The organism is Marinobacter lipolyticus SM19 (genome assembly GCF_000397065.2).
GTDB classification, from domain to species: Bacteria; Pseudomonadota; Gammaproteobacteria; order Pseudomonadales; family Oleiphilaceae; genus Marinobacter; species Marinobacter lipolyticus.
In genome coordinates this window covers 51,849-73,406 of record NZ_KE007326.1, presented here as the reverse complement: position 1 = coordinate 73,406, position 21,558 = coordinate 51,849, and the positions used below count along the sequence as shown (strand labels likewise).

The window sequence follows — 21,558 nt, the reverse complement described above, 5'->3', positions numbered from 1 at the left end:
CCTTCGCGTCTGAGTGGAGGCAATTGTGTTTTCGGAACTGTTCTGGGCCTATCTGGTCGCCATAACTCTGCTGACGGTGAGCCCGGGCGTCGATACTCTGCTGGTCATGCGCAACACCGGTCGGGGCGGTCTGAGGGACGGTTGCGTGACCAGTGTGGGTATATGCAGTGGTCTCTTCATCCATGCGACATTGTCCGCCTTGGGCATTTCCATACTTCTGGTGGAAACAACCTGGGCATTCTCCGCACTCAAGTGGGCAGGTGCCTGTTATCTGGTGTGGCTGGGCATTGGATCTCTACGGCAGGCCATGAGGCGGGGAGACCTGCCCCGTACCACCGATTCCCCTGTTATCAGGCGGGTCGTTTCCCATCGGGAATCCTTTCAGGAAGGTCTGCTATCCAACGTTCTTAACCCTAAGACCGCGCTGTTCTACATGGCGCTTTTGCCTCAGTTTGTTGACCCCTCCGGCCATGCATTCCAGCAATCGTTGATTCTGGCAGGCGTGCACTTTCTGTTGGCGATGTTCTGGCAATGTGGGCTGGCGTGGGTTGTTGTCCGCTTCAAAGGCCTGGGGGCGAGTGCATGGGTAAAAAGGGTATTGAACGCTCTGACCGGTGGGTTCTTTGTGGCCATGGGTGCGAAGCTCGCGGTGAACTGATCGCCTTTCGTTTGAGGGCAAAGAAAAAGGGAAGCCGAAGCTTCCCTTTTCTGGTTCACGTCATGGGACGAAACGGCATCACTTCTCCAGATACTGGAGCTTGTTGGGCTTGCCATCCCACTCTTCCGCTTCTGGAAGCGGGTCTTTCTTTTCGGTGATGTTCGGCCATTTGCCAGCCAGGTCAGCGTTGATCTCAACAAACTGGACCTGATCGGCGGGCAGTTCGTCTTCGGAGAAAATCGCCTCAGCAGGGCATTCCGGTTCGCACAGGGCGCAGTCAATACACTCGTCCGGGTCGATCACCAGAAAGTTCGGGCCTTCGTAAAAGCAGTCAACCGGACATACCTCTACGCAGTCGGTGTATTTACACTTGATACAGTTATCAGTAACGATAAAGGCCATAGTTTGATTCCTGGTCCAGTGGTCAGTCTCATCAGTTTATAATATGAAGTGCGCGATATTGTAGGGAGCGACCCCCGCTCCCGCAAGCGTCAGGCCGCTATAAACTTATTACATAGATCAATCCGGCCGGTTTTGCTGTCTATTTTTTGGTCAGTTCTTTTAGTTCGTACAGTTGATTGAGCGCTTCCCGGGGTGTCAGGTCGTCCACGTCGAGTTTTTTCAGGGCTTCCTCCACTGCGCTCGGCTCCAGACTGGCGAACATATCCCCTTGCCAGACGGCTTCATTCACCTGCGGTTCTCTGGCAATTTGCTGCGTCGGTGCCACCGGGTCCGCCGGCGTGCTGTTGCCTTCCAGGTGGGCCAGCTGAGCCCTGGCATTGCGGATGACATCCTGGGGTACACCTGCGAGTTTGGCCACCTGCAGGCCGTAGCTCTGGCTGGCCGGGCCGTCGTGGACATTGTGGAGGAACACAATGCTGTCATCGTGCTCGGTGGCAGTCAGGTGCACATTGATCGCATGCCGCAGCTCTTCGGCCAGTTGTGTCAGCTCGAAGTAATGGGTGGCGAACAGCGTATAGCAGCGGGTTTCTTTCGCTAGGTGTTCGGCCGTGGCCCAGGCCAGGGACAGGCCGTCGAAGGTGCTGGTACCACGCCCCACCTCGTCCATCAGCACCAGGCTGTACTCAGTGGCATTGTGGAGAATGTTCGCGGTTTCCGTCATTTCCACCATAAAAGTGGAGCGGCCGCCGGCAATGTCATCGGAGGAGCCCATGCGGGTAAAGATGCGGTCCACCGGCCCCACGATAGCGCGGTTGGCCGGGACAAAACTGCCGGTATAGGCCAGCAGGGCAATCAGTGCCGCCTGGCGCATGTAGGTGGACTTACCGCCCATGTTCGGGCCGGTAATCACCAGCATGCGACGCTGGGTGTCCATCAGCAGGTCGTTGGGGACGTAGGGCTCGCTGAGGAGCTGTTCTACGACCGGGTGGCGGCCTTCCTCTATATCAAAGCCCGGCATTTCGCTGAATTCCGGCGCACAGAAGCGCAGGCTGGTGGCGCGCTCGGCAAAGTTGCTCAGTACGTCCAGCTCAGCAAGGGCCTGTGCGGCATCCTGCAAAGGGGCCAGTTCTGCGGCGACGGTTTCCAGCACGTCATCATAGAGGGATTTTTCCCGGGCCAGGGCGCGGCTCTTGGCGCTCAGGGCCTTGTCCTCGAACTCCTTCAGTTCCGGGGTGATAAAACGCTCGGCATTTTTCAGAGTCTGACGGCGTATGTAATCCACCGGCGCCTGGTCGGACTGAGCGCGGCTGATCTCGATGTAATAGCCGTGAACCCGGTTGTAGCCGACTTTCAGGGTGGAGATGCCGGTGCGCTCTTTTTCCCGGGTTTCCACGTCCAGTAGATACTGGCCGGCGTTTTCGCTGATGTTGCGCAGTTCGTCCAATTCTTCATCGAACCCTTCGCGAATCACACCGCCGTCGCGGATCACCACGGGAGGATTGTCGATGATAGCCCGTTCCAGCATATCGGCCAGTTCCGGGTATTCCCCGATGATGGACGCCAGTTTGAGGACGTGATCAGAGTTGACCGGTTTCAGGGTTTCCTGCAAATCTGGCAGCGCCTGAAACGCATCCCTCAGTCGGGCCAGGTCCCGGGGCCTGGCCGAGCGTAGTGCGACCCGGGCAAGCACCCGTTCAATATCCCCCACGGTTTTCAGCAGGTCATGAACCGGCTCGTAGTGAAAACCGTCCAGTAGGGCGGAGACCGCTTGTTGGCGCTGTTGTACCACGTCCACGTCACGCAGCGGTCGATTGAGCCAGCGGCGCAGTTCGCGGCCACCCATGGAGGTGGCGGTTCTGTCCATTACCCAGGCGAGCGTGTGCTGGTGGCCGCCCATCAGGTTGGTGTCGATTTCCAGGTTGCGACGACTGGTGGCGTCCAGGATCACGGCTTCTTCACGGCGTTCCCGGGTCAGCTTACGAATATGGGGCAGGGCGGTACGCTGGGTTTCCCGGGCGTATTGCAGCAGGCAGCCAGCGGCGCAGATGGCCAGTGTCAGTTCCTCACAGCCGAAGCCGGTCAGGTCCCGTACCTGGAGTTGCTGGGTAATGACCCGGCGTGCGGTATCGGACTCGAACAGCCAGGGGCCCTGCCTGCGAATGCCGGTGAAGCCTTCGAGCAGCTCCTGATAGGGGAAATCCTCACTGATCAGGATTTCCGCCGGGCGGAGGCGCTGGAGCTCCCCCTGCAGGGCTTCCGGGTTCTCCAGTTCGGACACCGCGAAGCGACCGCTTGAGATGTCCAGGGAGGCAAAGCCGAACTGCTCCCGGTGGTTGAATATCGCCACCAGCAGGTTGTCCCGGCGGTCCTCCAGGAAGGCATCGTCGCTCAGGGTGCCGGGGGTGACGATGCGGACCACCTGTCGCTCCACCGGGCCTTTGCTCGTTGCCGGATCACCAATCTGTTCACAGATGGCGATGGATTGACCTGCTCTGACCAGCCGTGCAATGTATCCTTCAGCGGAATGGTACGGAATCCCGGCCATGGGAATCGGGTTGCCACCGGACTGGCCTCGGGCCGTGAGCGTGATGTCCATCAGCTCCGCGGCCTTTTTGGCGTCTTCGTAGAACAGCTCGTAAAAATCGCCCATGCGATAGAACACCAGTTCATTCGGGTGTTCGCCCTTGATTTTGAGGTACTGCCTCATCATCGGGGTGTGCTGGGATAGGTCGGTCTGAGCTACTGACATGAAGACGTCCGGATCATTGGCTTTAAACAGAGTCGGGGATTGTAAGAAAATAACGTCCCGGATGAAACGAGGAAAAGGATTATGTCTGTTACCGATGAGCAACTTGAGAGTGCCGCGAATCGGTTGGGTGACCATCTGATCCGGCACGGCCGCACCATAGCTACCGCCGAAAGCTGCACAGGCGGTTGGGTCGCCAAGGTGCTGACTGATCGGGCCGGTTCGTCCGCCTATGTAGAGGCCGGTCTGGTGACCTACAGTAACGACGCCAAAAGAAAGCTGCTTGGTGTTACCGGAAAATCGTTGGAAGAGCATGGTGCCGTCAGCGAACCGGTGGTGCGGGAAATGGTCGCTGGTGCGCTGGCCGCCACCGGCGCCAGTGTGGCGGTGGCGATCAGCGGTGTTGCAGGCCCCGGAGGCGGCAGCGAGGATAAGCCCGTGGGCACCGTCTGGTTTGCCTGGGGCAGTAGCCTGGACAATACAGTGGCCAGAGTGGAATGTTTCCCGGGCGACCGGCATGAGGTCCGAAGACAGGCCGTTTTGTATGCACTTCAGGGTGTTACAGGGTTTGTCGAGTCAGCCTGAAAACAGGGGTTGGTCTCGCCGACGGGTTATGTTTTAATACTGTTCAAATATACAGGAATGAGGATTTCGCACCGATGGAAGACAACCGCAAGAAAGCATTGAGCGCAGCATTAAGCCAGATCGAGCGTCAGTTCGGTAAGGGCGCCGTCATGAAAATGGGCGATCAGCCCCGTGAGGCCATCCCTGCGGTTTCCACCGGTTCCCTTGGGCTGGATGTTGCCCTCGGTATTGGTGGCCTGCCATACGGTCGGATTGTCGAAATCTACGGCCCGGAAAGCTCCGGTAAAACCACGCTGACCCTGCAGGTGATTGCGGAAGCCCAGAAGCAGGGCAAAACCTGCGCCTTTGTGGACGCCGAGCATGCCCTGGATCCTGTGTATGCTGAAAAGCTGGGCGTGAATGTCGACGACCTGCTGGTTTCCCAGCCAGACACCGGTGAGCAAGCCCTGGAAATTGCCGATATGCTGGTGCGCTCCAATGCGGTGGACGTCATCATCGTCGACTCAGTCGCGGCCCTCACACCAAAAGCGGAAATCGAAGGCGAAATGGGTGACAGCCACGTCGGCCTGCAGGCCCGCCTGATGTCCCAGGCCTTGCGTAAGCTGACCGGTAACGTCAAGCACGCCAGCTGCCTGTTGGTGTTTATCAACCAGATCCGCATGAAGATCGGCGTTATGTTCGGCTCTCCGGAAACCACCACCGGTGGTAACGCCCTGAAATTCTATTCCTCTGTACGTCTCGACATCCGTCGTATCGGTGCCGTTAAAGACGGCGACGAAGTCGTGGGCAACGAAACCCGCGTTAAAGTTGTCAAGAACAAGGTATCCCCGCCGTTCAAGCAGGCCGAGTTCCAGATCATGTACGGCAAGGGTATTTACCACATGGCCGAAGTGCTGGACATGGGCGTGAAGGAAGGTTTCGTGGACAAGTCCGGCGCCTGGTACGCCTACAACGGTGACAAGATCGGCCAGGGCAAGGCCAATGCCTGCAAGTATCTTGAAGAAAACCTGGAAATCGCCCACGAAATCGAAGCCAAGGTGCGTGAGAAGCTGATGCCCAAGCCGGTTTCCAAGAAAGAAGCGGAAGCAGCAAAAGAGCCGGCGGAAGCCAACGGTGAACTGCTTTAAGGTTTTAGCCTTTCGGGGGAGGACGCAATGAAACGACTGCTAATCGTCGCCCATGCGCCTTCCCCAAATACCCTCCGATTGCGCGACGCCGTTAAAGACGGCGCTTGCCATGAAGACATCGAGGCCGTCGAGGTGGTGGTCAAAGCACCGCTGGAGGCCGGCCCCGATGACATCCTCAACTGCGACGCCATCATCCTCGGTACCACCGAAAACCTCGGTTATATGAGCGGCGCCCTCAAAGACTTTTTCGACCGCAGCTACTACCCCTGCCTGGAACTGACCCAGGGCCTTCCCTTTACCTACTACATCCGCGCCGGCCACGACGGCACCGGCACCAATCGCGCCATCGAAAGCATCACCACCGGCTTGCGCTGGAAACTGATCCAGGAACCGCTGATCTGCCGCGGTGAGTACAGGGATGAATTCGAGGAGCAGTGTCGGGAATTGGGGATGTACGTGGCGGCAAGTCTGGATGCCGGTCTGCTATAGCGGGCACTAGGCGCAACGATTGTAAAAGCCTTCAATCCGGGACAGGGCATTGTCCACAGTCCTGGAATATCGCTTTCGATCACAGCAATAGCTGAAATGAAGGCTGAGCCGGTACCCGGTCTGGAACGGTTGGCAGCTTACCACTTCCGCAATGACCCGGGATTCAGAAATGTATTTGCCATCAAAGTCCAGGTGCAGGGTGGTTCCCGGGTCCACTGGGCGGGGGCACAGAACCGCCATGCCGTAACGATTCATGTCCAGGCAGGTAACCGCCACAGGCTTCCGGCTCCGGCCGAAAAAGCGCCGTTCACGTAACCGAACCCTGAGGCACATGGCTGGGTAGCGGTCCTTGATTCTGCGGTCTGCGGAATCATTCGTCATAGGTGCATCCGTTGCGAGTCTTATGATTATTCTGTTTCCGGGCGTCCGCCGGGAGGGAAAGTCTAGTTCCGGTTCGGCTGTCTGAAAAATGACCACTCCTGAAATTGTGAACTGAATAACATAAACAGGATTGTCCTACCGCATACGAGAAATCTTCAGTGGGAACGCGACATAGCGGGCTGCAGATTCTACAATGACCGGCTATCGAACTAACCGGTTGGCGTTTTATCCCGAAACTGGAATCGCCAAAGCATTCTGACCGTTACAGGACCGAACCTTGAAGTCACTGTCCCTGCATCAGCTATACAAAGCCTGTGTCCTAAAAGATTTGCCATTCAAAACCACCCGGCAACTGGAGCCGTTGGCTGAAATCGTTGGCCAGAACCGGGCCCAGGAAGCCGTCCGTTTTGCGTTGGCCATGCCCCACAGCGGTTACAATGTCTATGCCGTTGGCCGTAACGGTTTGGGCAAGCGCACCATGATGCTCCGTTACCTCGAACATCATGTGGACACCGAGCACAGTAGTCACGACTGGTGTTATGTCGCTAATTTCGAGGAGCCACGAATACCGAAGCTGCTTCGTTTGCCGGCGGGTAAAGGCAACGCCCTGAAGCAGGACATGGAACGTTTAATGGGGCGGCTCATGAAAATGATCCCCCAGACCTTTGATAGCGACAGCTTTCTGGAGCGTTCTGAACAGCTCAAGAATGAGTACGGAAAGAAGCAGGAAGACGAGCTGGAGAAAGTGGCCAATCAGGCGAAACGCAAGAAGGTCAGCCTGACGGTGACAACACCGGGCGGCTACCGACTGGTGGCTATGAACGGCGAGGAGCCGCATACCGCTGAGACGTTCCAGGCACTGACTGACGAGGAGCGGGAAAAGTTCGAGGACTCCATCAATAAGCTGGAGAAAAAGCTGCGCCAGGCCCTGCGCAAGCTGGCGGATTGGGAGCAGGAGTATGCCGAGAAACAACAGGCGCTTAACCAGGAAACTCTGGAAGGAATTTCCGGGCACCAACTGGACGAGCTGATCGCCAAGTACAAAGACTTGCCGGACGTGGTGGCTTATTTCGAGGCGGTAAGGACGGATCTTGCGGATAGCCTGGATATTTTTCTGGAAGATAACGAAGAGCAGGCGGCGATTGCTTACGCGTCCCTGGACAAGAAAATGCCCCGCCGGTATCTGGTCAATGTCCTGGTGCACCAGAAAACGGATGAGGTACCGGTGGTGGTAGAGGACAACCCGACCTATCACAACCTGTTCGGTTATGTGGAGAACGTGACCTACAAGGGAACCGTGTTTACCGATTTCTCCCTGATTCGTCCGGGCAGCCTGCACCGGGCCAACGGCGGCTACCTGTTGATGGATGCGATCAAGGTGCTGGAGCAGCCGTTTGTCTGGGATGGACTGAAGCGGGCGTTACGGTCCAAGTCGATTCAGATCAATTCCCTGGAACGGGAAATGACGTTGTCCGGGACCATATCCATCGAACCTGAGGCTGTCCCCCTGGACGTCAAGATTGTCCTGTTCGGTGACCGTGAAACCTGGATGCTCCTGCAGGATTACGATTCGGAGTTTTCCGAGCTGTTCCGGGTGACCGCGGATTTCGAGAATGAAATGTACCGGACGGATGACAGTCAGTTCTTGTATGCAAAGTTTATTGCCAGCCTGGTCAGCGAAAAGCAGTTGCTGCACTGCAGCAATAAGGCTGTGGCGCGGATTATCGAATACAGTGCCCGCATGGCCGATCATCAGGATCGCCTTTCCCTGCACGCGGCGGATATTGCCAACCTGCTGCGGGAATCCGATTTCTGGGCGCGTCAGGCGGGGGCCAGGCTGATTCAGGATATTCATGTGGAGCGTGCGCTGGAAAGTGCCAGGTATCGCAGCAGCCGCATTCGCGACCAGTTCTATGATTCCATCCGTGATGGCTCCACACTCGTATCCACTGAAGGTGCCTGTGTCGGGCAGGTCAATGCCCTGTCGGTACTTTCCACCGGCGGCTTTGAATTCGGGCTGTCAAACCGTATCACAGCCACCTGCTATTATGGTGATGGCGCCGTCATGGACATCGAGCGGGATGTCAAACTGGGTGGGAATATTCACTCCAAAGGCGTGATGATTCTCAGCTCCTGGCTGGCGGCTCATTTTGCCGTAAATGATCCCATGCACTTGTCTGCCAGTCTGACCTTCGAGCAGAACTACGGAGAAGTGGATGGCGACAGTGCGTCTCTGGCGGAGTTGTGTGCCCTGGTGTCCACCTTATCCGGACTGCCGGTTCGTCAGGATCTGGCGATCACCGGTTCGGTGAACCAGTTTGGCGAGGTGCAGCCCATTGGGGGTGTCAACGAGAAGGTTGAAGGTTTTTTCCACACCTGTCAGCTCAAGGGCGGCCTGACAGGCACCCAGGGGGCCATCCTCCCGGCTACTAACGTGCAGAACCTGATGTTGGACAGTGAGGTGGTCCAGGCTGTGCGTAAAGACCAGTTTGCGGTTTATTCCGTAAGTCGTGCGGAGGAGGCGATCACATTGCTGCTGGGTAAGCCTGCGGGCAAGGCCGACGCAAAGGGCCGGTACCCGAAGCAGAGTGTTTTTGGCATTATCCAGCAACGCCTGGAAAAAATGCGCGAGCATGAGCGCCAGGAACACGCTCGGGATGAGCAGAAAGACCCGTCAATTCACTGACCGGCAACGATAATAAAGGACAGGAGAACAAGATCACATGACTGATATCCAGCAAACCGTGTACGTGGTAGAAGATGACGAAGCCGTCCGTGATTCACTGGAGCTGTTGCTCAAGTCTGATGGCAAGCCGGTAAAAACCTACGAGAACGCGACGGCTTTTCTGCGGGATTACTCCGAGAAAATGGCCGGCTGTATTGTGCTGGATATCCGCATGCCAGGGATGGATGGCATGGAGCTCCAGAAAAAGCTCAATGACAAACACTCCATTCTGCCGATTATTTTTGTGACCGGTCACGGTGATGTGCCTATGGCCGTTGATGCCATGAAAGAAGGTGCGGTGGACTTTATTCAGAAGCCATACCGTGAAGAGGCGTTGCTGGAGAAGATTGAGGCTGCCCTGAAACAGGACCTGGAACAGCGTAAGTCGTTGGATGAGAAGCAGGAGATCATCAAGCGAATCAAAAGCCTGACGCCGAGGGAGCATGAAATCATGGATCGGATGATCGCCGGTCAGGCCAACAAGGTGATCGCCATTGAGCTGGAAATCAGTCAGCGCACGGTAGAGATCCACCGTTCGCGGGTGATGCATAAAATGGGGACCCATTCGCTGGCGCACTTGGTTCGCATGGTCCTGTCAGTAAAGGACCTTATCGACGCCCGCTGAATTGGCCGGCATGATACGGTCAACTTTTCAACCGGTCCTGTTTATATGACTGAAGCTGTCAGCGAGACTGCAGAGGTGACGGTTCTGCTTGTGGATGATAATCCGCAGAACCTCAAAGTCCTCTATGAAACCCTGAAGGACAAAGGCTACCGCCTGCTGATTGCCAATGACGGCGAAAAGGCCCTGGACCTGGCCCACCGCCACCAGCCAGAAGTCATTCTGCTGGATATCATGATGCCAGAACTGGATGGCTATCAGGTGTGTGAGCGATTGAAAGCCGATCCGGTCACTTCTGACTGTGCGGTCGTGTTCCTGTCTGCTCTGGATGATGTGCAGGCAAAGGTCAGGGGGTTTTCCCTCGGTGGTGCAGACTATATTTCCAAGCCGTTCCAGGCCCAGGAGGTCATCGCACGGGTAAAAACTCACGCCCGCGTTATCCGCCTTGAGCGGGAACTCCAGGAGCGCAACCGGCAACTGGAAAGTGACCAGGCACGTATCCTGAACTCTATCAGTGAGGGCATTTACGGCCTGGATGCCGACGGCAACATTGTTTTTGCCAACCCCGCTGCCGCACTGATCATGCGGGCCCCGACGGAAGAACTGATTGGTCGTAATTTCTTTGAACTTCACTGCACCGCCAACGATGATGCGGGCACCAGTCAGCATCCGGTGCGGTCAACCTGTAGCGAGGGTATTCCCGAGAACCAGAGGGATATCGTCATGGGGCGGCCGGATGGAACCTCCTTCCCCGCCGAATGCCGTTCCACCCCCAAGCTGGATGGTGACGAACTTCGTGGTGCCGTCGTCGTATTCCGGGATATTACCGCGGAACTGGAAAACGAGCAGGCGCTGGAAGATGCCAGGGCCATTGTACAAGAGCAACGGGATCAGCTTGCGCACGCGTCAAGGCTATCCACGATGGGTGAAATGGCTGCCGGTTTTGCCCATGAAGTCAATCAGCCGCTAACCGCCATAACCAATTACGCCCGAGTCGCCAAGCGACTGATGGCAAAGGACGTACTGGACCGTGATCTGTTGCAGGAAACCCTCGATAAGATTGAGGCGCAGTCTCATCGTGCCAGCGAGATTATTCGCCGTATCCGCCGCTTTATGAAAAAACCTGCCACTGGTAAGGAAATCCTGTCTGTGCCTGCCCTGCTGGAAGACACCCGGCAGTTTGCTGAGGTGGACATGCGTAACAATGAGGGGGGGATTGAAGTCAAGGTGGCTGAGGGTGTTCCCGACGTGCTGGCAGACCCGATCCAGGTGCAACAGGTAGCGCTGAACCTGATCCGTAACGCCCTGGAGGCTACAGGCAGCGCTGGCGCCTCGGCGCCAGTGGAAGTATCCGCGGCCATGTCTGGCAGCCGCTGTGTGCGGATTGAGGTGAGGGATCATGGCACGGGACTGCCGGAGGGTGCGGAAGAGAAGCTATTCCTGCCTTTCTACTCAACGAAGGAAGATGGCATGGGCATTGGTCTTTCCATGTGCCGTTCGCTGATCCAGGCTCAGGGCGGAGATATCGGGTTTGAAAGACCGGAAGACGGTGGCGCCCGCTTTTTCTTCACGTTGCCTGTAGCAGGCGCCGAGGGCAATCCCTGTGGGGCTGATTAGCCCCAGGTGATGTTTCCGGTCAGGTGAGGCGCATCGCCCTTTGCGTTCAGCAACTGGTAATCCCAGTCTCCCTCCCCGGCTCGCCAGTTAAGTTGGGCCGTGCCCGGTAGAAACAGCGGTTTCTTGAATTGGCAGGACACCGATACCGACTCATTTTTCCAGCCTGCTTGCTGTTCAAGCAATGCCAGAACCTGTGCTTTACTCCACATGCCATGGGCGATAGCCCGCGGAAATCCGAACGCCTTGGCGGTTAATGCATGCAAGTGGATCGGGTTGCGGTCCCCGGATACCTTGGCGTACTGACGACCGATGGACTCAGGCGCATTGATGCTCAGGGTGTTGGGGTAGCGCTCCAACTCCGGCGGTTTTCCGGGCTTGCCCTTGTCACCTTGTTGGGGTTGGCGGAACAGGTTTGTGCTGACTTCTTCCCAAACCAGTTTTCCTGCTGAGTAGGCCTCGGTTACCAGATCAAACTCCAGTCCTTTGGTCCCCTGCGTTTGTCCATCCAGCCGAACATCGATATCCAGCGTTTCTCCAATGCCGATGGGCCTGTGTTGGGTGATGGTGTTGCGCAAGTGAACCAGCCCCAGCAATGGTAGCGGAAAGGCCTTTTCAGTCAGGAGTTTGAGGTGGAGTGGAAATGCCAGTATGTGGGGCCAGGTAATTGGTGCATGAGTTTGCTGAGAAAAACCACATACCTTTTGGTAGCGTTTCAGGTTATTGTTGGCCGTACTGACGCCAACCAGGCCGGCGCTGAGGCCAGGTATTGTCAGGTCACCAGGGGTTGTTTTGCCTTTGGGTAGTACGGCTTTGCCGTACAGTGACCAGAGTGACGGCGGATGGCTGCGGTAGATAGGCACATCGGACATATTGAGAAATCTCCAACACTTTGAAACAGTTAGAAGCTGCTTTGTGACCAAAAAGGTGAGATGTGTAAACATTCTGGTACAACTGTGCGTGTCTGGCCTGATATGCTCTAATATAAGACCAAGGTCTTAAAGTCTGGCAAACCCGGCTGGATTCGACATTGACTTGGTTCCCATGGGCGCTTGTCCGGTGGGCCAAGGCGGTTTCTAAACACAACTATAAAGCGGGATGTTATGCAGGAACTTCGTGACGCAGGAGTGATGTTGCGCCTGATCTATGAGGCGATGAAACGGAAGGGTATCGACACAGATGCAATATTCAGCCGGTTGGGTGTAGATGAAAAATATGTTTACACCGAGCAGTTAAGAACACCCCACAGCGCACAGGTGTACTTTTGGCAGGCAGTGGAGGATGTCTCCGGTGATCCTGACATAGGTTTGCACCTTGGGCAGCTGCTCCCCGCATACAAGGGGCAGGTGCTTGAGTATCTCTTTTTAAGCAGCCCGACTTTTGGTGAGGGACTGCGCCGCGCTCAAAACTATCAGCGCCTGTTAAGCGACGCCGCCAATACCGACTTTTTCATTGAAGGTGACAACGCCTGCATGGTACTGGATGCCGCCTCGGAAGAGATCAGCCGTCTCAGGCATTTCAATGAATGTTTCGTTCAGGGACTGGTCATCTTCTTCCAGTCGATCACTGACGGAGAGTTCAAACCTTCACGTATTGAGTTCGAGCATCAGCGTGACCATGGCCTGGAGCACGCCGAGGAAGTTCTGGGCTGTAAAGTCGTGTTTGGCGCGGATGAAAATCGCCTTTATTTCCCGGTCGAGATGCTTTCCCATGCGTCTCCCCACGCTGAGCCAGAGCTGCTGGATCTCCATGAGCGCTTTGCCAGTGAGCAGGTGGCCCGCCTGGAGAAGAAAGACATCGTCGGTCAGGTCGAGCGTATTGTTGCGGAACTTCTGGACAGCGGTGAGGTGACACTGGATGCCGTTGCCGAACGGCTGGGTATCAAGCCCAGAACGCTCAGAACCAGGCTGACCGAAGCCGAAACCAGCTTTAACCAGGTGCTGGCGGATTTCCGCTACCGACTGGCACGTCAGTTGCTGGCAACCACGGATGAATCCATTGATGAGATTGTCTACCTGACCGGTTTTTCCGAGCCCAGTACCTTTTACCGTGCGTTCAAGCGCTGGTCGGGTATGACGCCGATCGAATACCGCAAAACCGCGCAGGGCAAGGATGCGATGATTGATGCCATGTAGGGCAATGAGTGTGTGGAAAGTTTTTTGGAAAAAATCGTTGACATAATTGGGGGCGTCTTTATAATGCGCCCTCGTTGTCACCAAGCACTCAGGCCCCTGATTGCGGTGAGCGGAACAGCCTGATCTCAAACGAGAAAGCGGTGTTCAGTTCTGAAGGTGGTAGCCAACGCGGAGCGGTAGTTCAGCTGGTTAGAATACCGGCCTGTCACGCCGGGGGTCGCGGGTTCGAGTCCCGTCCGCTCCGCCATTTTCCTTCCCTGATTTGATCTCCATTTTTATCTGTTATCTGCAACCCCTGGGATGTCGTCTCAGCGTATGCCTTTGATTTTCTGTTCCTCATAGAACTGCTTGCGATGTTCGCCCGGGCTGATGCCAAACCAGCGTTTGTAAGCTTTGTGAAAGGCTGCCGGATTGGCAAAGCCGAGAAGCCAGGCAATCTCCGCCAGGGATGTCCTGGTTTCCCGGATATAGTCAGTCGCCAGATCCTTCCGTGTTTCATCCACCAGGTCCCGGAACCCCGTTTGCTCCTCCGCCAGTTGCCGTTGCAGGGTCCAGGGGGTTGTCCCAAGACGTGTTGCGATGGTTTCCAGTGATGGGGTTTCCCCTTGCAGCAGTGGGGTTAGCAGATCCCTGACCTTGTCTCCCGTAGTCCAGCCTTGGCGTATTTTCCGTAGCGCGTCGTCGCATTGCCTGATCAGAGCGGCATGAACGGCGCTTTGTGCACCCGTTGATGGAAGGCGAGGTACGTCTGGGGCGAGGGTGATGCCATTACTTTCGGCGCCGAAGGTAACCGGACAGCCAAACCAGTCTTCAAATTGCTCATCCAGGCCAATGGACGGGTATTCAATGGTTACCCGCTCAACTACCGCCTGTTGGCCGCTGATCGTACGTACGAACTGGGTCCAGGCGGCCAACACCGAATCCACCACAAAGAAGTTGAACACATTGTAAGGGCGTATGGAGTAAAAGTGTGCCTGTCGCCCATTGTGGCTGGTGTGTGAGGCACCTCGGCTGTTGTGGCTGGTCAGCAGGCTATAGCGGATCAATGTGGTCAGAGCCTCACCGGCGGTGGCGGCGCTGTGGCCAGCCAGGCCCGCGATACCGGCGTCTACCGGGCGGCTCAGGCTACCCATGGTCAAGCCAATAGCGGGTTGGCCGGTCAGTTCAATGGCTGCTTGCCCCAGGCGCATGAAGCGGGGAATGCTGATGCGGGCGTCCGGGGACGCCAGGCTTTCGTCGTTGAGCCGGAAGCGCTCCATCAGTGAATCGGTTTTTTTGCCCTCGGCGGCAACGGCTCTCATCAGCACCGAAACGTAGAGGACACTGATGTCACCTAGCGAGTTACGGCGTCGGGCTGATGTGGATTCCATGATCGCTTTCCCTGCAATGTTGTTTTAGGATATCAAAATGTAGTCCAGGGATATTGTTCATTGCAAGGTGCATCGGTAGTTTAGCCTCATCAACAGGGCTGGCAGTGGTTGTCAATCAGCCCGGAAAAATACCTGAGGAGAGAGATTATGACCGCAGCAGCGACCCCGGGCGTAAAGAAGTACCCGAACCTTCTGGAGCCACTGGATCTGGGTTTTACCCGTTTGCGTAACCGCACTTTGATGGGTTCCATGCACACAGGCCTGGAAGAGGCGAAGCATGGTTTTGATCGCCTGGCGGCCTTTTACGCAGAGCGCGCCCGGGGCGGAGCCGGCCTGATCGTTACCGGTGGTATCGCACCGAACGAAGAGGGCGGTGTGTTCCAGCATGCGGCCAAAATGAGTACCGACGATGAATCCGACCGGCACAAGGTGATTACCCAGGCAGTCCACGAAGCGGACGGCAAGATCTGTATGCAGATTCTGCACGCAGGCCGTTATGCCTACTCGCCGGCTCTGGTCGCGCCCTCTGCAATTCAGGCGCCGATCAACCCGTTCAAGCCGAACGAGCTTGATGAATCCGGTATCGAAAAGCAGATTCAGGATTACGTCGATTGTGCCGCTCTGGCACAGCGCGCCGGTTACGACGGTGTCGAGATCATGGGTTCCGAAGGGTATTTCATTAACCAGTTCATCGTATCCCACACCAACCATCGTACCGATCGATGGGGTGGCAGTTACGAAAACCGCATCCGGTTGCCTATTGAAATCGTGCGCCGTGTTCGTGAGCGGCTAGGTAACGAGTTTATCCTGATCTATCGGTTGTCGATGCTGGACCTGATCGAAGATGGCAGCACCTGGGATGAGGTGGTACTCCTGGCCAAGGAAATCGAGAAAGCCGGTGCCACCATTATCAACACCGGTATCGGCTGGCATGAGGCTCGTGTGCCGACCATTGCCACGTCGGTTCCCCGCGGCGCGTTTACCAAGGTCACTGCGCGTCTGAAAGACGAAGTGTCGATTCCGCTGGTGACCACCAACCGTATCAACATGCCAGATGTGGCGGAGAAGATCCTGGCGGAAGGGGATGCGGATATGGTGTCCATGGCGCGTCCATTCCTTGCTGATGCGGATCTGGTACTGAAAGCCGCGGAAGACCGTGCGGATGAAGTCAACACCTGTATTGGCTGCAACCAGGCCTGTCTGGATCACACCTTTGGCGGCAAGCTCACTTCCTGTCTGGTGAATCCGAGGGCTTGCCATGAGACCGAGCTGAGCTACGTGAAAACGGCGTCTCCCAAATCCATTGCCGTAGTCGGTGCCGGTCCCGCGGGCCTGGCGTTTGCAACGGTGGCTGCGGAGCGCGGGCACAAGGTTACCCTGTTTGATGCGGGAAATGAGGTGGGTGGCCAGTTCAATGTCGCCAAGCGTATTCCCGGCAAGGAGGAGTTCTACGAAACCCTGCGTTATTTCCGTGTCATGCTGGATAAGCACGGTGTGGATGTTCGCCTGAATACCCGGGTCGACGTGGACGCGCTCAAGGCCGGTGGTTTTGATGAGGTGGTCCTGGCCACTGGTGTCGAGCCCCGCACGCCCGAGATCGACGGCGTGGATCACCCCAAAGTGATTGGTTATCTGGATGCGCTGCTTGAGCGAAAGCCGGTGGGCCAGAAAGTGGCGGTGATCGGGGCCGGTGGCATCGGCTTCGACGTGTCGGAATTTATCGTTCACAAGGGCACATCCGCAGCGCTGGATCCGGAGCATTTCATGCGGGAGTGGGGCGTGGACCTCAGCGTTGAACACCGTGGCGGTATCAAAGGGGTAACGCCAGAGGTGCCTGAGCCGGCACGGGAAGTCTATCTGCTGCAGCGCAAGGCCTCGAAAGTGGGCAAGAATCTGGGCAAGACCACGGGCTGGATACACCGTACCTCCCTCAAGAGCCGGCAGGTCCAGATGGTGCCGGGGGTGACCTACCGCAAGATCGATGATGAGGGGCTGCACATTACCGTTACGCCCAAGGGCGCTGAGCAGGGGGAAGACAGGCTGTTGCCAGTGGATACCATCATCCTCTGCGCGGGTCAGGAGCCTTTGCGTGAACTGCAGCAGGGTCTGGAGTCTGCTGGGCTTCCGGTCCACCTGATCGGGGGAGCTGACGTGGCAGCCGAACTGGACGCCAAGCGTGCTATCGACCAGGGCAGTCGCCTGGCAGCGGAGATCTGATCACAAAACGTTTCAGTTTTTCGCTGTTCCCCGCCGTCAGTCTGGCTAGACTATTATTCAGAAGTCTGTCAGTTTCAAATTTTACCCCGGGCCTGAGGGCTCCGGGGTAAGGGCGCCGGCATCAATCACCAGTGGAACACCTTCGGGGTATGACACGTGTTGAGGTCGGGTTTCAGAATAGCGGGGAGTCAACAATGGTATCTGCCGACCAGGTGAGTGATGGTTATTCGGCGGTGTTTTTTATGGATGGCAGCAATGTGTCGCGGCAAATGCGTGCGACGGAGTTCGGTGCCTTCCTAGATGGCTACGTAGGTCTTTCCGACCTGGCGGAAACCGATGTAAAGGCAGTCCTGGTGGATCTGGGTGGGGATCTTCAGGTGCAGTCACTGGTGTTCTTCCGGATTTATTTCGATGAGGAAGGGCGCGCTGACAGTCATTGGAATGTTCCCATTGAAAAGCTGGCCCTGAACGGCGCAAAAGGACCGGACATGGGGGCTGGCCCCATACGTCTGGTCTGCCGCAGCCAGTGCCCGGATCCGGCGTTTGCGGAGGAACTCTGGGACCCGGATATGACGCCGGGGAGCAATCATTTCCAGTCCATTCGCAAAGCGGTGGACGCCAATACCCTCAAGTTCCGCAAAATCGAACCGTCCCGGGAAGCGGATATTCCGGTACTGGTGGCGGAATCGAAGTCTTCGGACACACCGTCAGACGCTCGTGATCGTGCCAGGTTGGCCCAGCTGATCCGGGAGCAGCGTCTTCGCATCAAAACCCTTCAAAGCGTTCATCGGGATTCATTGTCTGACATCCAGCGTGAACATCGACTGGAAATGAAGGCCCTGCGCAGTGAAATGTCGGCGCTTGAGCAGAAGTATGAGCGTCAGCGCCTGAGTAATGAGCAGCTCAAGACGCGGCTGGCGGAGCGAAATGAGCAGTACCTGACCATGCAGGAGCAGGTAGCCCGGGGTGAGGAGCAGGATGTCCGTAAGGGGGCCAATTCCGATGCGGAGTTGGTGTTGCTCCGGGAGCAACTGGACCGTAAGCAGCGTGAACTTGAGCTGCGGGACCAGAAGTTGGTGGCCCTCGAACAGGAAAACCACGAACTGAGGCACCGGGAACCTTCGGAGAACTCCGTGATGGATCATCTGCGGCGTCAATCGGTATTCCTGGTCGCCTACCACGCTGGTGTTGGTCACATCACCCTGCCATATGACGATATCGAACCCTATTTCAACAACCCTATGGCCTACGCGGCTGAGCGTTGCGGCCTCAACGAGCCGGCGTACCGCGAGTGGCTTGAGCATTACGAGAACCCGGTATGTTTTCATAAAGATGACGCCGGTAATGCCTGTAGCGAACCCGTTATGAGGGTAAGCCAGCCAGCGGAATTCCGGGCAGGGAAGGATGATCGTTGCGAGAAACACCGTGAATCGATCACAGCCTGAGTGGATCTTCCCCCTGGCCTGACTCTTTTTTCAGTATCGGTGTAACTTTCGTTAAACTGTCCCAGAACGTCACCGGGTCTTGCCATGACACAGGCCCGGCTCCATTCCCGACACCACAGGAAGTTACATGGATCAATTCAGGAATATCGGCGTCATTGGCCGTATGGGCAGCGTCAAGGTGGTGGAATCCCTGCGCCAGCTCAAACAGTACCTGGTGAATAACCACTACCATGTCATTATCGAGGAAGACACGGCCAGTATGCTCCCCGGCCATGGTCTGCAAGTGGCCAGCAAGAAGCTGTTGGGTGAGATCTGTGATCTGGTGATTGTGGTTGGCGGTGATGGCAGCCTGCTTGGCGCAGCACGGGAGTTGGCCAAATCCAAGATTCCGCTGCTCGGCGTTAATCGTGGTCGCCTGGGATTTCTGACCGATATCTCCCCGTCGGATCTTGAAGAGCGCCTGGGTAAGGTGCTTCAGGGCGAGTACATTGAGGAAACCCGCTTTCTGCTGGACGGTAATGTGGAGCGTAACGGTCAGCCGTTGGGGTTTGGAACCGCGCTGAATGACGTGGTACTGCATCCCGGCAAGTCTACCCGGATGATCGGCTTCGACCTGTTTATTGACGGACATTTCGTATATAGCCAGCGTTCGGATGGCCTTATTGTGTCTACTCCCACGGGGTCGACCGCGTATTCGTTATCCGCTGGTGGGCCGATCATGCACCCCAAGCTGGATGCCATCGTGCTTGTGCCCATGTTCCCCCATACCTTGAGTAGCCGGCCCATCGTGGTAGACGGTAAGAGTGAGATCAAGCTGGTTATCGGTGAGACCAACGAGACCTATCCGCAGATCAGTTTCGACGGGCAGATGAATGTTGCTTGTGCTCCCGGCGATATCATCCGAATCACCAAGAAACCGTTCAAGATCCGTCTTATTCATCCTACGGATCACAATTTTTACGCCACATGCCGCGGTAAGCTGGGCTGGGCCAGTGAGATTGCAGCGAGTTGAGCATGTCAGGACAGATAAAAACCGCGAACCGTGGTTACGATATCATCGGCGATATTCACGGGTGTGCCCACACACTGATCCATTTGTTGGAGCAGATGGGCTACCGCAAAGTGAACGGAATCTATGAGCACCCTCGGCGTCAGGCCATTTTTATTGGTGACATCATTGATCGCGGCCCACGAATTCGTGAGGCGTTGCATCTGGTTCGGGATATGGTGGACCACGGCTCAGCCCGTATTGTGATGGGAAACCACGAGTACAATGCTCTGGGTTATTGCACCCGGGCCCGGCCTGGCAGCGGCAAGCAGTGGTTGAGGGAGCATAATGCCCGCCACGATCGCCTGATCCGGGAAACTCTGGATCAATTTGAACACTACCCCCATGAGTGGAACGAATTCCTCGAATGGTTTTACACCATTCCATTGTTTATTGAGGAGGAAGGATTCCGTGTCGTGCATGCATGCTGGGATGGTGAGCTGATCGAAAAGTTCAAGCATGCCCAGGGCGGCGCCTGCATCGATGAGGACTTTCTCCATGCCTCATCCGCAATTGAGTCGTTTGCCGGCCAGGTGATGGATACCCTGCTACGTGGGACCGACCTGCGATTGCCGGAGGGTGTGAAGATTACCGGCAAGGATGGTTATGTGCGTGAGTTCTTCCGCACCAAGTTCTGGGCCGAAGATCCACAAACTTATGCCGACGTTGTGTTCCAGCCCGACCCACTGCCTCCGGAAGTAGCACGGATGGAGTTGTCCGATGATGAACGGCGCCAACTGATTTCCTACCCGCTGAGTGAGCCGCCGGTATTTGTGGGGCATTACTGGATGGATAGCAGTCCCGCGCCACTGAAGCCTAACGTTGCCTGCATTGATTACAGCGCCGTTAAATACGGCAAACTGGTGGCTTATCGGATGGATGGCGAACGTACCTTGTGCAAAGACAAATTCGTTTGGGTGGATGTGGATCGGCCAGAGCAGCCCGACTACCCAACCAGCGAAGACAGCGTGGCGAGGTAGTTCGTGTATCGGGTCAAACAGATTGATACCAGTGTCAACCTGGCGGGGTTCAGTCGCTGGCTACGTGAACAGGGCGTCGAGCACCGGATTACCGAAGAGGGTGAATTTCAGGTGCTGTGGCTGGAGCATCCGGATCATGCCGAGCCGGTTCTGAAGGCACTGGAGCGTTTTCTGTCCGAACCGGAGTTACGTGAAGCGGTGAACTACAAAAGCCAATCTCCGGTGTACCGTGGCGGGCGATGGCAGCCATCACCCGGTCATGCTCCACTGGTACTGGGCGTGATTGTATTTGCTTTGCTGATGGCTTGGGTCACCGGGATGGGGCGCAACCAGGTTTCCACGCTGTTGATGATGGTCGATCCCCAGCAGTTTGACTGGCATACCCTGTCATCAAGGGTGTATGCCTTACGGGAAACCCTTGCCGGCGGACAGATCTGGCGTCTGATTTCACCGGATTTCCTGCACTTCAGCTGGACTCATATTATCTTCAACTCGGTCATGCTCTGGTTCCTGGGCAGCCAGGTCGAATGGTTTGATGGTAAAGCGAGGTTGGCGGGGCTGTTTGTTTTCACCAGCCTGGTGTCCAACGGGCTGCAGTATTTTGTGTCCGGCCCCCTGTTTGGTGGCTTGTCCGGTGTGGTTTACGGCATTCTCGGGTATTGCTGGTTGAGTCAGCGGCGTGTACCCAGATTTCAGTTCCCGCCGGCTTTGGTCACGTTTGCGGTGGTTTGGATGGTCATCGGTTTCACGCCGTTACCCGAAGTGCTGGGGTTGGGGCGAATGGCAAATGAAGCACATCTCGGCGGTTTCATTGCCGGTATCGCACTGGCGCTGGTGTTGCCTGTTCGAACGGAGAGAACATAAAAAAGCCCCACCACGGTGGGGCATTAAGAGAGCTTATAGCTCCTGATGAGAGAGACCAAATGAATACGACCTTCGTCATTTGGTGAGGTAATAATAATCATTATCATTTGCGTCTGTCAACCCGTTGCAACTATTTTTATCAGAAGTGTT

18 protein-coding genes and 1 tRNA gene are annotated in these 21,558 nt (G+C 56.4%); 14 read left to right on the top strand and 5 right to left on the bottom strand.

What is annotated here, in order from left to right; genetic code table 11:
- Positions 1 to 22 precede the first annotated feature (22 nt).
- Positions 23 to 658 (top strand): LysE family translocator, encoded by a 636-nt coding sequence (locus MARLIPOL_RS12415; protein WP_036191748.1) that lies wholly within the window; start codon positions 23 to 25, stop codon positions 656 to 658.
- 78 nt (positions 659 to 736) lie between these two features.
- Here the strand turns inward: MARLIPOL_RS12415 and fdxA are convergent, their stop codons facing one another.
- The gene (gene fdxA / locus MARLIPOL_RS12410; RefSeq protein WP_012138502.1) at positions 737 to 1,060 is read right to left on the bottom strand and encodes a ferredoxin FdxA; all 324 of its coding nucleotides are present in this window, start codon (positions 1,058 to 1,060) and stop codon (positions 737 to 739) included.
- Between the two features lie 139 nt (positions 1,061 to 1,199).
- Positions 1,200 to 3,809, bottom strand: coding sequence for a DNA mismatch repair protein MutS (gene mutS, locus MARLIPOL_RS12405; RefSeq protein ID WP_012138501.1), 2,610 nt, complete (start codon positions 3,807 to 3,809; stop codon positions 1,200 to 1,202).
- 81 nt (positions 3,810 to 3,890) lie between these two features.
- Between mutS and pncC the strand changes: the two genes are divergently transcribed.
- From pncC to MARLIPOL_RS12390, 3 genes are all read left to right on the top strand, one after another.
- Positions 3,891 to 4,391 (top strand): nicotinamide-nucleotide amidase, encoded by a 501-nt coding sequence (gene pncC / locus MARLIPOL_RS12400; protein WP_012138500.1) that lies wholly within the window; start codon positions 3,891 to 3,893, stop codon positions 4,389 to 4,391.
- 74 nt (positions 4,392 to 4,465) lie between these two features.
- Entirely contained in the window at positions 4,466 to 5,518 is a 1,053-nt protein-coding gene (recA, locus tag MARLIPOL_RS12395) for a recombinase RecA (RefSeq protein WP_012138499.1), read from the top strand.
- Positions 5,519 to 5,545: 27 nt separating this feature from the next.
- Positions 5,546 to 6,007: a flavodoxin family protein gene (locus MARLIPOL_RS12390; protein ID WP_012138498.1), complete on the top strand. Its 462-nt coding sequence runs from the start codon at positions 5,546 to 5,548 to the stop codon at positions 6,005 to 6,007.
- A gap of 6 nt (positions 6,008 to 6,013) precedes the next feature.
- Here MARLIPOL_RS12390 and MARLIPOL_RS12385 read toward each other — a convergent pair whose 3' ends face one another.
- Positions 6,014 to 6,388 carry a PilZ domain-containing protein gene (locus tag MARLIPOL_RS12385; RefSeq protein WP_012138497.1) on the bottom strand — a complete coding sequence of 125 codons (375 nt, stop codon included), beginning with the start codon at positions 6,386 to 6,388 and terminating at the stop codon, positions 6,014 to 6,016.
- A gap of 277 nt (positions 6,389 to 6,665) precedes the next feature.
- Here MARLIPOL_RS12385 and MARLIPOL_RS12380 point away from each other — a divergent pair, with 277 nt between their 5' ends.
- The 3 genes from MARLIPOL_RS12380 to MARLIPOL_RS12370 are packed head-to-tail and all read left to right on the top strand — an operon-like array spanning position 6,666 to position 11,352.
- Positions 6,666 to 9,074, top strand: coding sequence for a Lon protease family protein (locus MARLIPOL_RS12380; protein WP_012138496.1), 2,409 nt, complete (start codon positions 6,666 to 6,668; stop codon positions 9,072 to 9,074).
- A 37-nt stretch (positions 9,075 to 9,111) separates the two neighbouring features.
- Positions 9,112 to 9,738, top strand: a complete 627-nt coding sequence (fixJ, locus tag MARLIPOL_RS12375; protein WP_012138495.1) for a response regulator FixJ — start codon at positions 9,112 to 9,114, stop codon at positions 9,736 to 9,738.
- A 45-nt stretch (positions 9,739 to 9,783) separates the two neighbouring features.
- Positions 9,784 to 11,352: an ATP-binding response regulator gene (locus tag MARLIPOL_RS12370; protein ID WP_012138494.1), complete on the top strand. Its 1,569-nt coding sequence runs from the start codon at positions 9,784 to 9,786 to the stop codon at positions 11,350 to 11,352.
- Here MARLIPOL_RS12370 and MARLIPOL_RS12365 read toward each other — a convergent pair.
- Positions 11,349 to 12,221 carry a MaoC/PaaZ C-terminal domain-containing protein gene (locus MARLIPOL_RS12365; RefSeq protein ID WP_012138493.1) on the bottom strand — a complete coding sequence of 291 codons (873 nt, stop codon included), beginning with the start codon at positions 12,219 to 12,221 and terminating at the stop codon, positions 11,349 to 11,351. The genes MARLIPOL_RS12370 and MARLIPOL_RS12365 overlap by 4 nt on opposite strands.
- Before the next feature lie 231 nt (positions 12,222 to 12,452).
- Here MARLIPOL_RS12365 and MARLIPOL_RS12360 point away from each other — a divergent pair, with 231 nt between their 5' ends.
- Together MARLIPOL_RS12360 and MARLIPOL_RS12355 are read left to right on the top strand one after the other, a co-directional pair.
- On the top strand, positions 12,453 to 13,484 hold the full coding sequence (locus MARLIPOL_RS12360; RefSeq protein WP_036191625.1) for an AraC family transcriptional regulator: 1,032 nt from the start codon (positions 12,453 to 12,455) through the stop codon (positions 13,482 to 13,484).
- A gap of 170 nt (positions 13,485 to 13,654) precedes the next feature.
- A tRNA-Asp gene (locus tag MARLIPOL_RS12355) sits at positions 13,655 to 13,731 on the top strand.
- A 61-nt stretch (positions 13,732 to 13,792) separates the two neighbouring features.
- Here MARLIPOL_RS12355 and MARLIPOL_RS12350 read toward each other — a convergent pair.
- A complete protein-coding gene (locus tag MARLIPOL_RS12350) occupies positions 13,793 to 14,854 on the bottom strand; it encodes an AraC family transcriptional regulator (RefSeq protein WP_012138491.1) in 1,062 nt (353 codons plus the stop codon).
- 147 nt (positions 14,855 to 15,001) lie between these two features.
- On the opposite strand from MARLIPOL_RS12350, the gene MARLIPOL_RS12345 reads away from it, so the two are divergent.
- The 5 genes from MARLIPOL_RS12345 (at position 15,002) to MARLIPOL_RS12325 (ending at position 21,408) form a co-directional block, all read left to right on the top strand.
- Complete coding sequence (locus MARLIPOL_RS12345; RefSeq protein WP_012138490.1) at positions 15,002 to 17,071, top strand: oxidoreductase; 2,070 nt, start codon at positions 15,002 to 15,004, stop codon at positions 17,069 to 17,071.
- Positions 17,072 to 17,265: 194 nt separating this feature from the next.
- Entirely contained in the window at positions 17,266 to 18,516 is a 1,251-nt protein-coding gene (locus MARLIPOL_RS12340) for a hypothetical protein (protein ID WP_012138489.1), read from the top strand.
- A 127-nt stretch (positions 18,517 to 18,643) separates the two neighbouring features.
- Positions 18,644 to 19,528 carry an NAD(+) kinase gene (locus MARLIPOL_RS12335; protein WP_012138488.1) on the top strand — a complete coding sequence of 295 codons (885 nt, stop codon included), beginning with the start codon at positions 18,644 to 18,646 and terminating at the stop codon, positions 19,526 to 19,528.
- Positions 19,529 to 19,530: 2 nt separating this feature from the next.
- Entirely contained in the window at positions 19,531 to 20,544 is a 1,014-nt protein-coding gene (locus MARLIPOL_RS12330) for a metallophosphoesterase (protein WP_012138487.1), read from the top strand.
- Positions 20,545 to 20,547: 3 nt separating this feature from the next.
- Complete coding sequence (locus tag MARLIPOL_RS12325) at positions 20,548 to 21,408, top strand: rhomboid family intramembrane serine protease (protein ID WP_012138486.1); 861 nt, start codon at positions 20,548 to 20,550, stop codon at positions 21,406 to 21,408.
- Positions 21,409 to 21,558 lie beyond the last annotated feature (150 nt).

What these genes read in the sequence shown, in the direction of transcription:
- MARLIPOL_RS12350 (WP_012138491.1), bottom strand. Translation starts at nt 14,854, where the DNA reads ATGGAATCCACATCAGCCCGACGCCGTAACTCGCTAGGTGACATCAGT.
- MARLIPOL_RS12360 (WP_036191625.1), top strand. Translation starts at nt 12,453, where the DNA reads ATGCAGGAACTTCGTGACGCAGGAGTGATGTTGCGCCTGATCTATGAG.
- MARLIPOL_RS12335 (WP_012138488.1), top strand. Translation starts at nt 18,644, where the DNA reads ATGGATCAATTCAGGAATATCGGCGTCATTGGCCGTATGGGCAGCGTC.
- recA (WP_012138499.1), top strand. Translation starts at nt 4,466, where the DNA reads ATGGAAGACAACCGCAAGAAAGCATTGAGCGCAGCATTAAGCCAGATC.
- MARLIPOL_RS12390 (WP_012138498.1), top strand. Translation starts at nt 5,546, where the DNA reads ATGAAACGACTGCTAATCGTCGCCCATGCGCCTTCCCCAAATACCCTC.
- fdxA (WP_012138502.1), bottom strand. Translation starts at nt 1,060, where the DNA reads ATGGCCTTTATCGTTACTGATAACTGTATCAAGTGTAAATACACCGAC.
- pncC (WP_012138500.1), top strand. Translation starts at nt 3,891, where the DNA reads ATGTCTGTTACCGATGAGCAACTTGAGAGTGCCGCGAATCGGTTGGGT.
- fixJ (WP_012138495.1), top strand. Translation starts at nt 9,112, where the DNA reads ATGACTGATATCCAGCAAACCGTGTACGTGGTAGAAGATGACGAAGCC.
- MARLIPOL_RS12345 (WP_012138490.1), top strand. Translation starts at nt 15,002, where the DNA reads ATGACCGCAGCAGCGACCCCGGGCGTAAAGAAGTACCCGAACCTTCTG.
- MARLIPOL_RS12340 (WP_012138489.1), top strand. Translation starts at nt 17,266, where the DNA reads ATGGTATCTGCCGACCAGGTGAGTGATGGTTATTCGGCGGTGTTTTTT.
- mutS (WP_012138501.1), bottom strand. Translation starts at nt 3,809, where the DNA reads ATGTCAGTAGCTCAGACCGACCTATCCCAGCACACCCCGATGATGAGG.
- MARLIPOL_RS12365 (WP_012138493.1), bottom strand. Translation starts at nt 12,221, where the DNA reads ATGTCCGATGTGCCTATCTACCGCAGCCATCCGCCGTCACTCTGGTCA.
- MARLIPOL_RS12370 (WP_012138494.1), top strand. Translation starts at nt 9,784, where the DNA reads ATGACTGAAGCTGTCAGCGAGACTGCAGAGGTGACGGTTCTGCTTGTG.
- MARLIPOL_RS12330 (WP_012138487.1), top strand. Translation starts at nt 19,531, where the DNA reads ATGTCAGGACAGATAAAAACCGCGAACCGTGGTTACGATATCATCGGC.
- MARLIPOL_RS12385 (WP_012138497.1), bottom strand. Translation starts at nt 6,388, where the DNA reads ATGACGAATGATTCCGCAGACCGCAGAATCAAGGACCGCTACCCAGCC.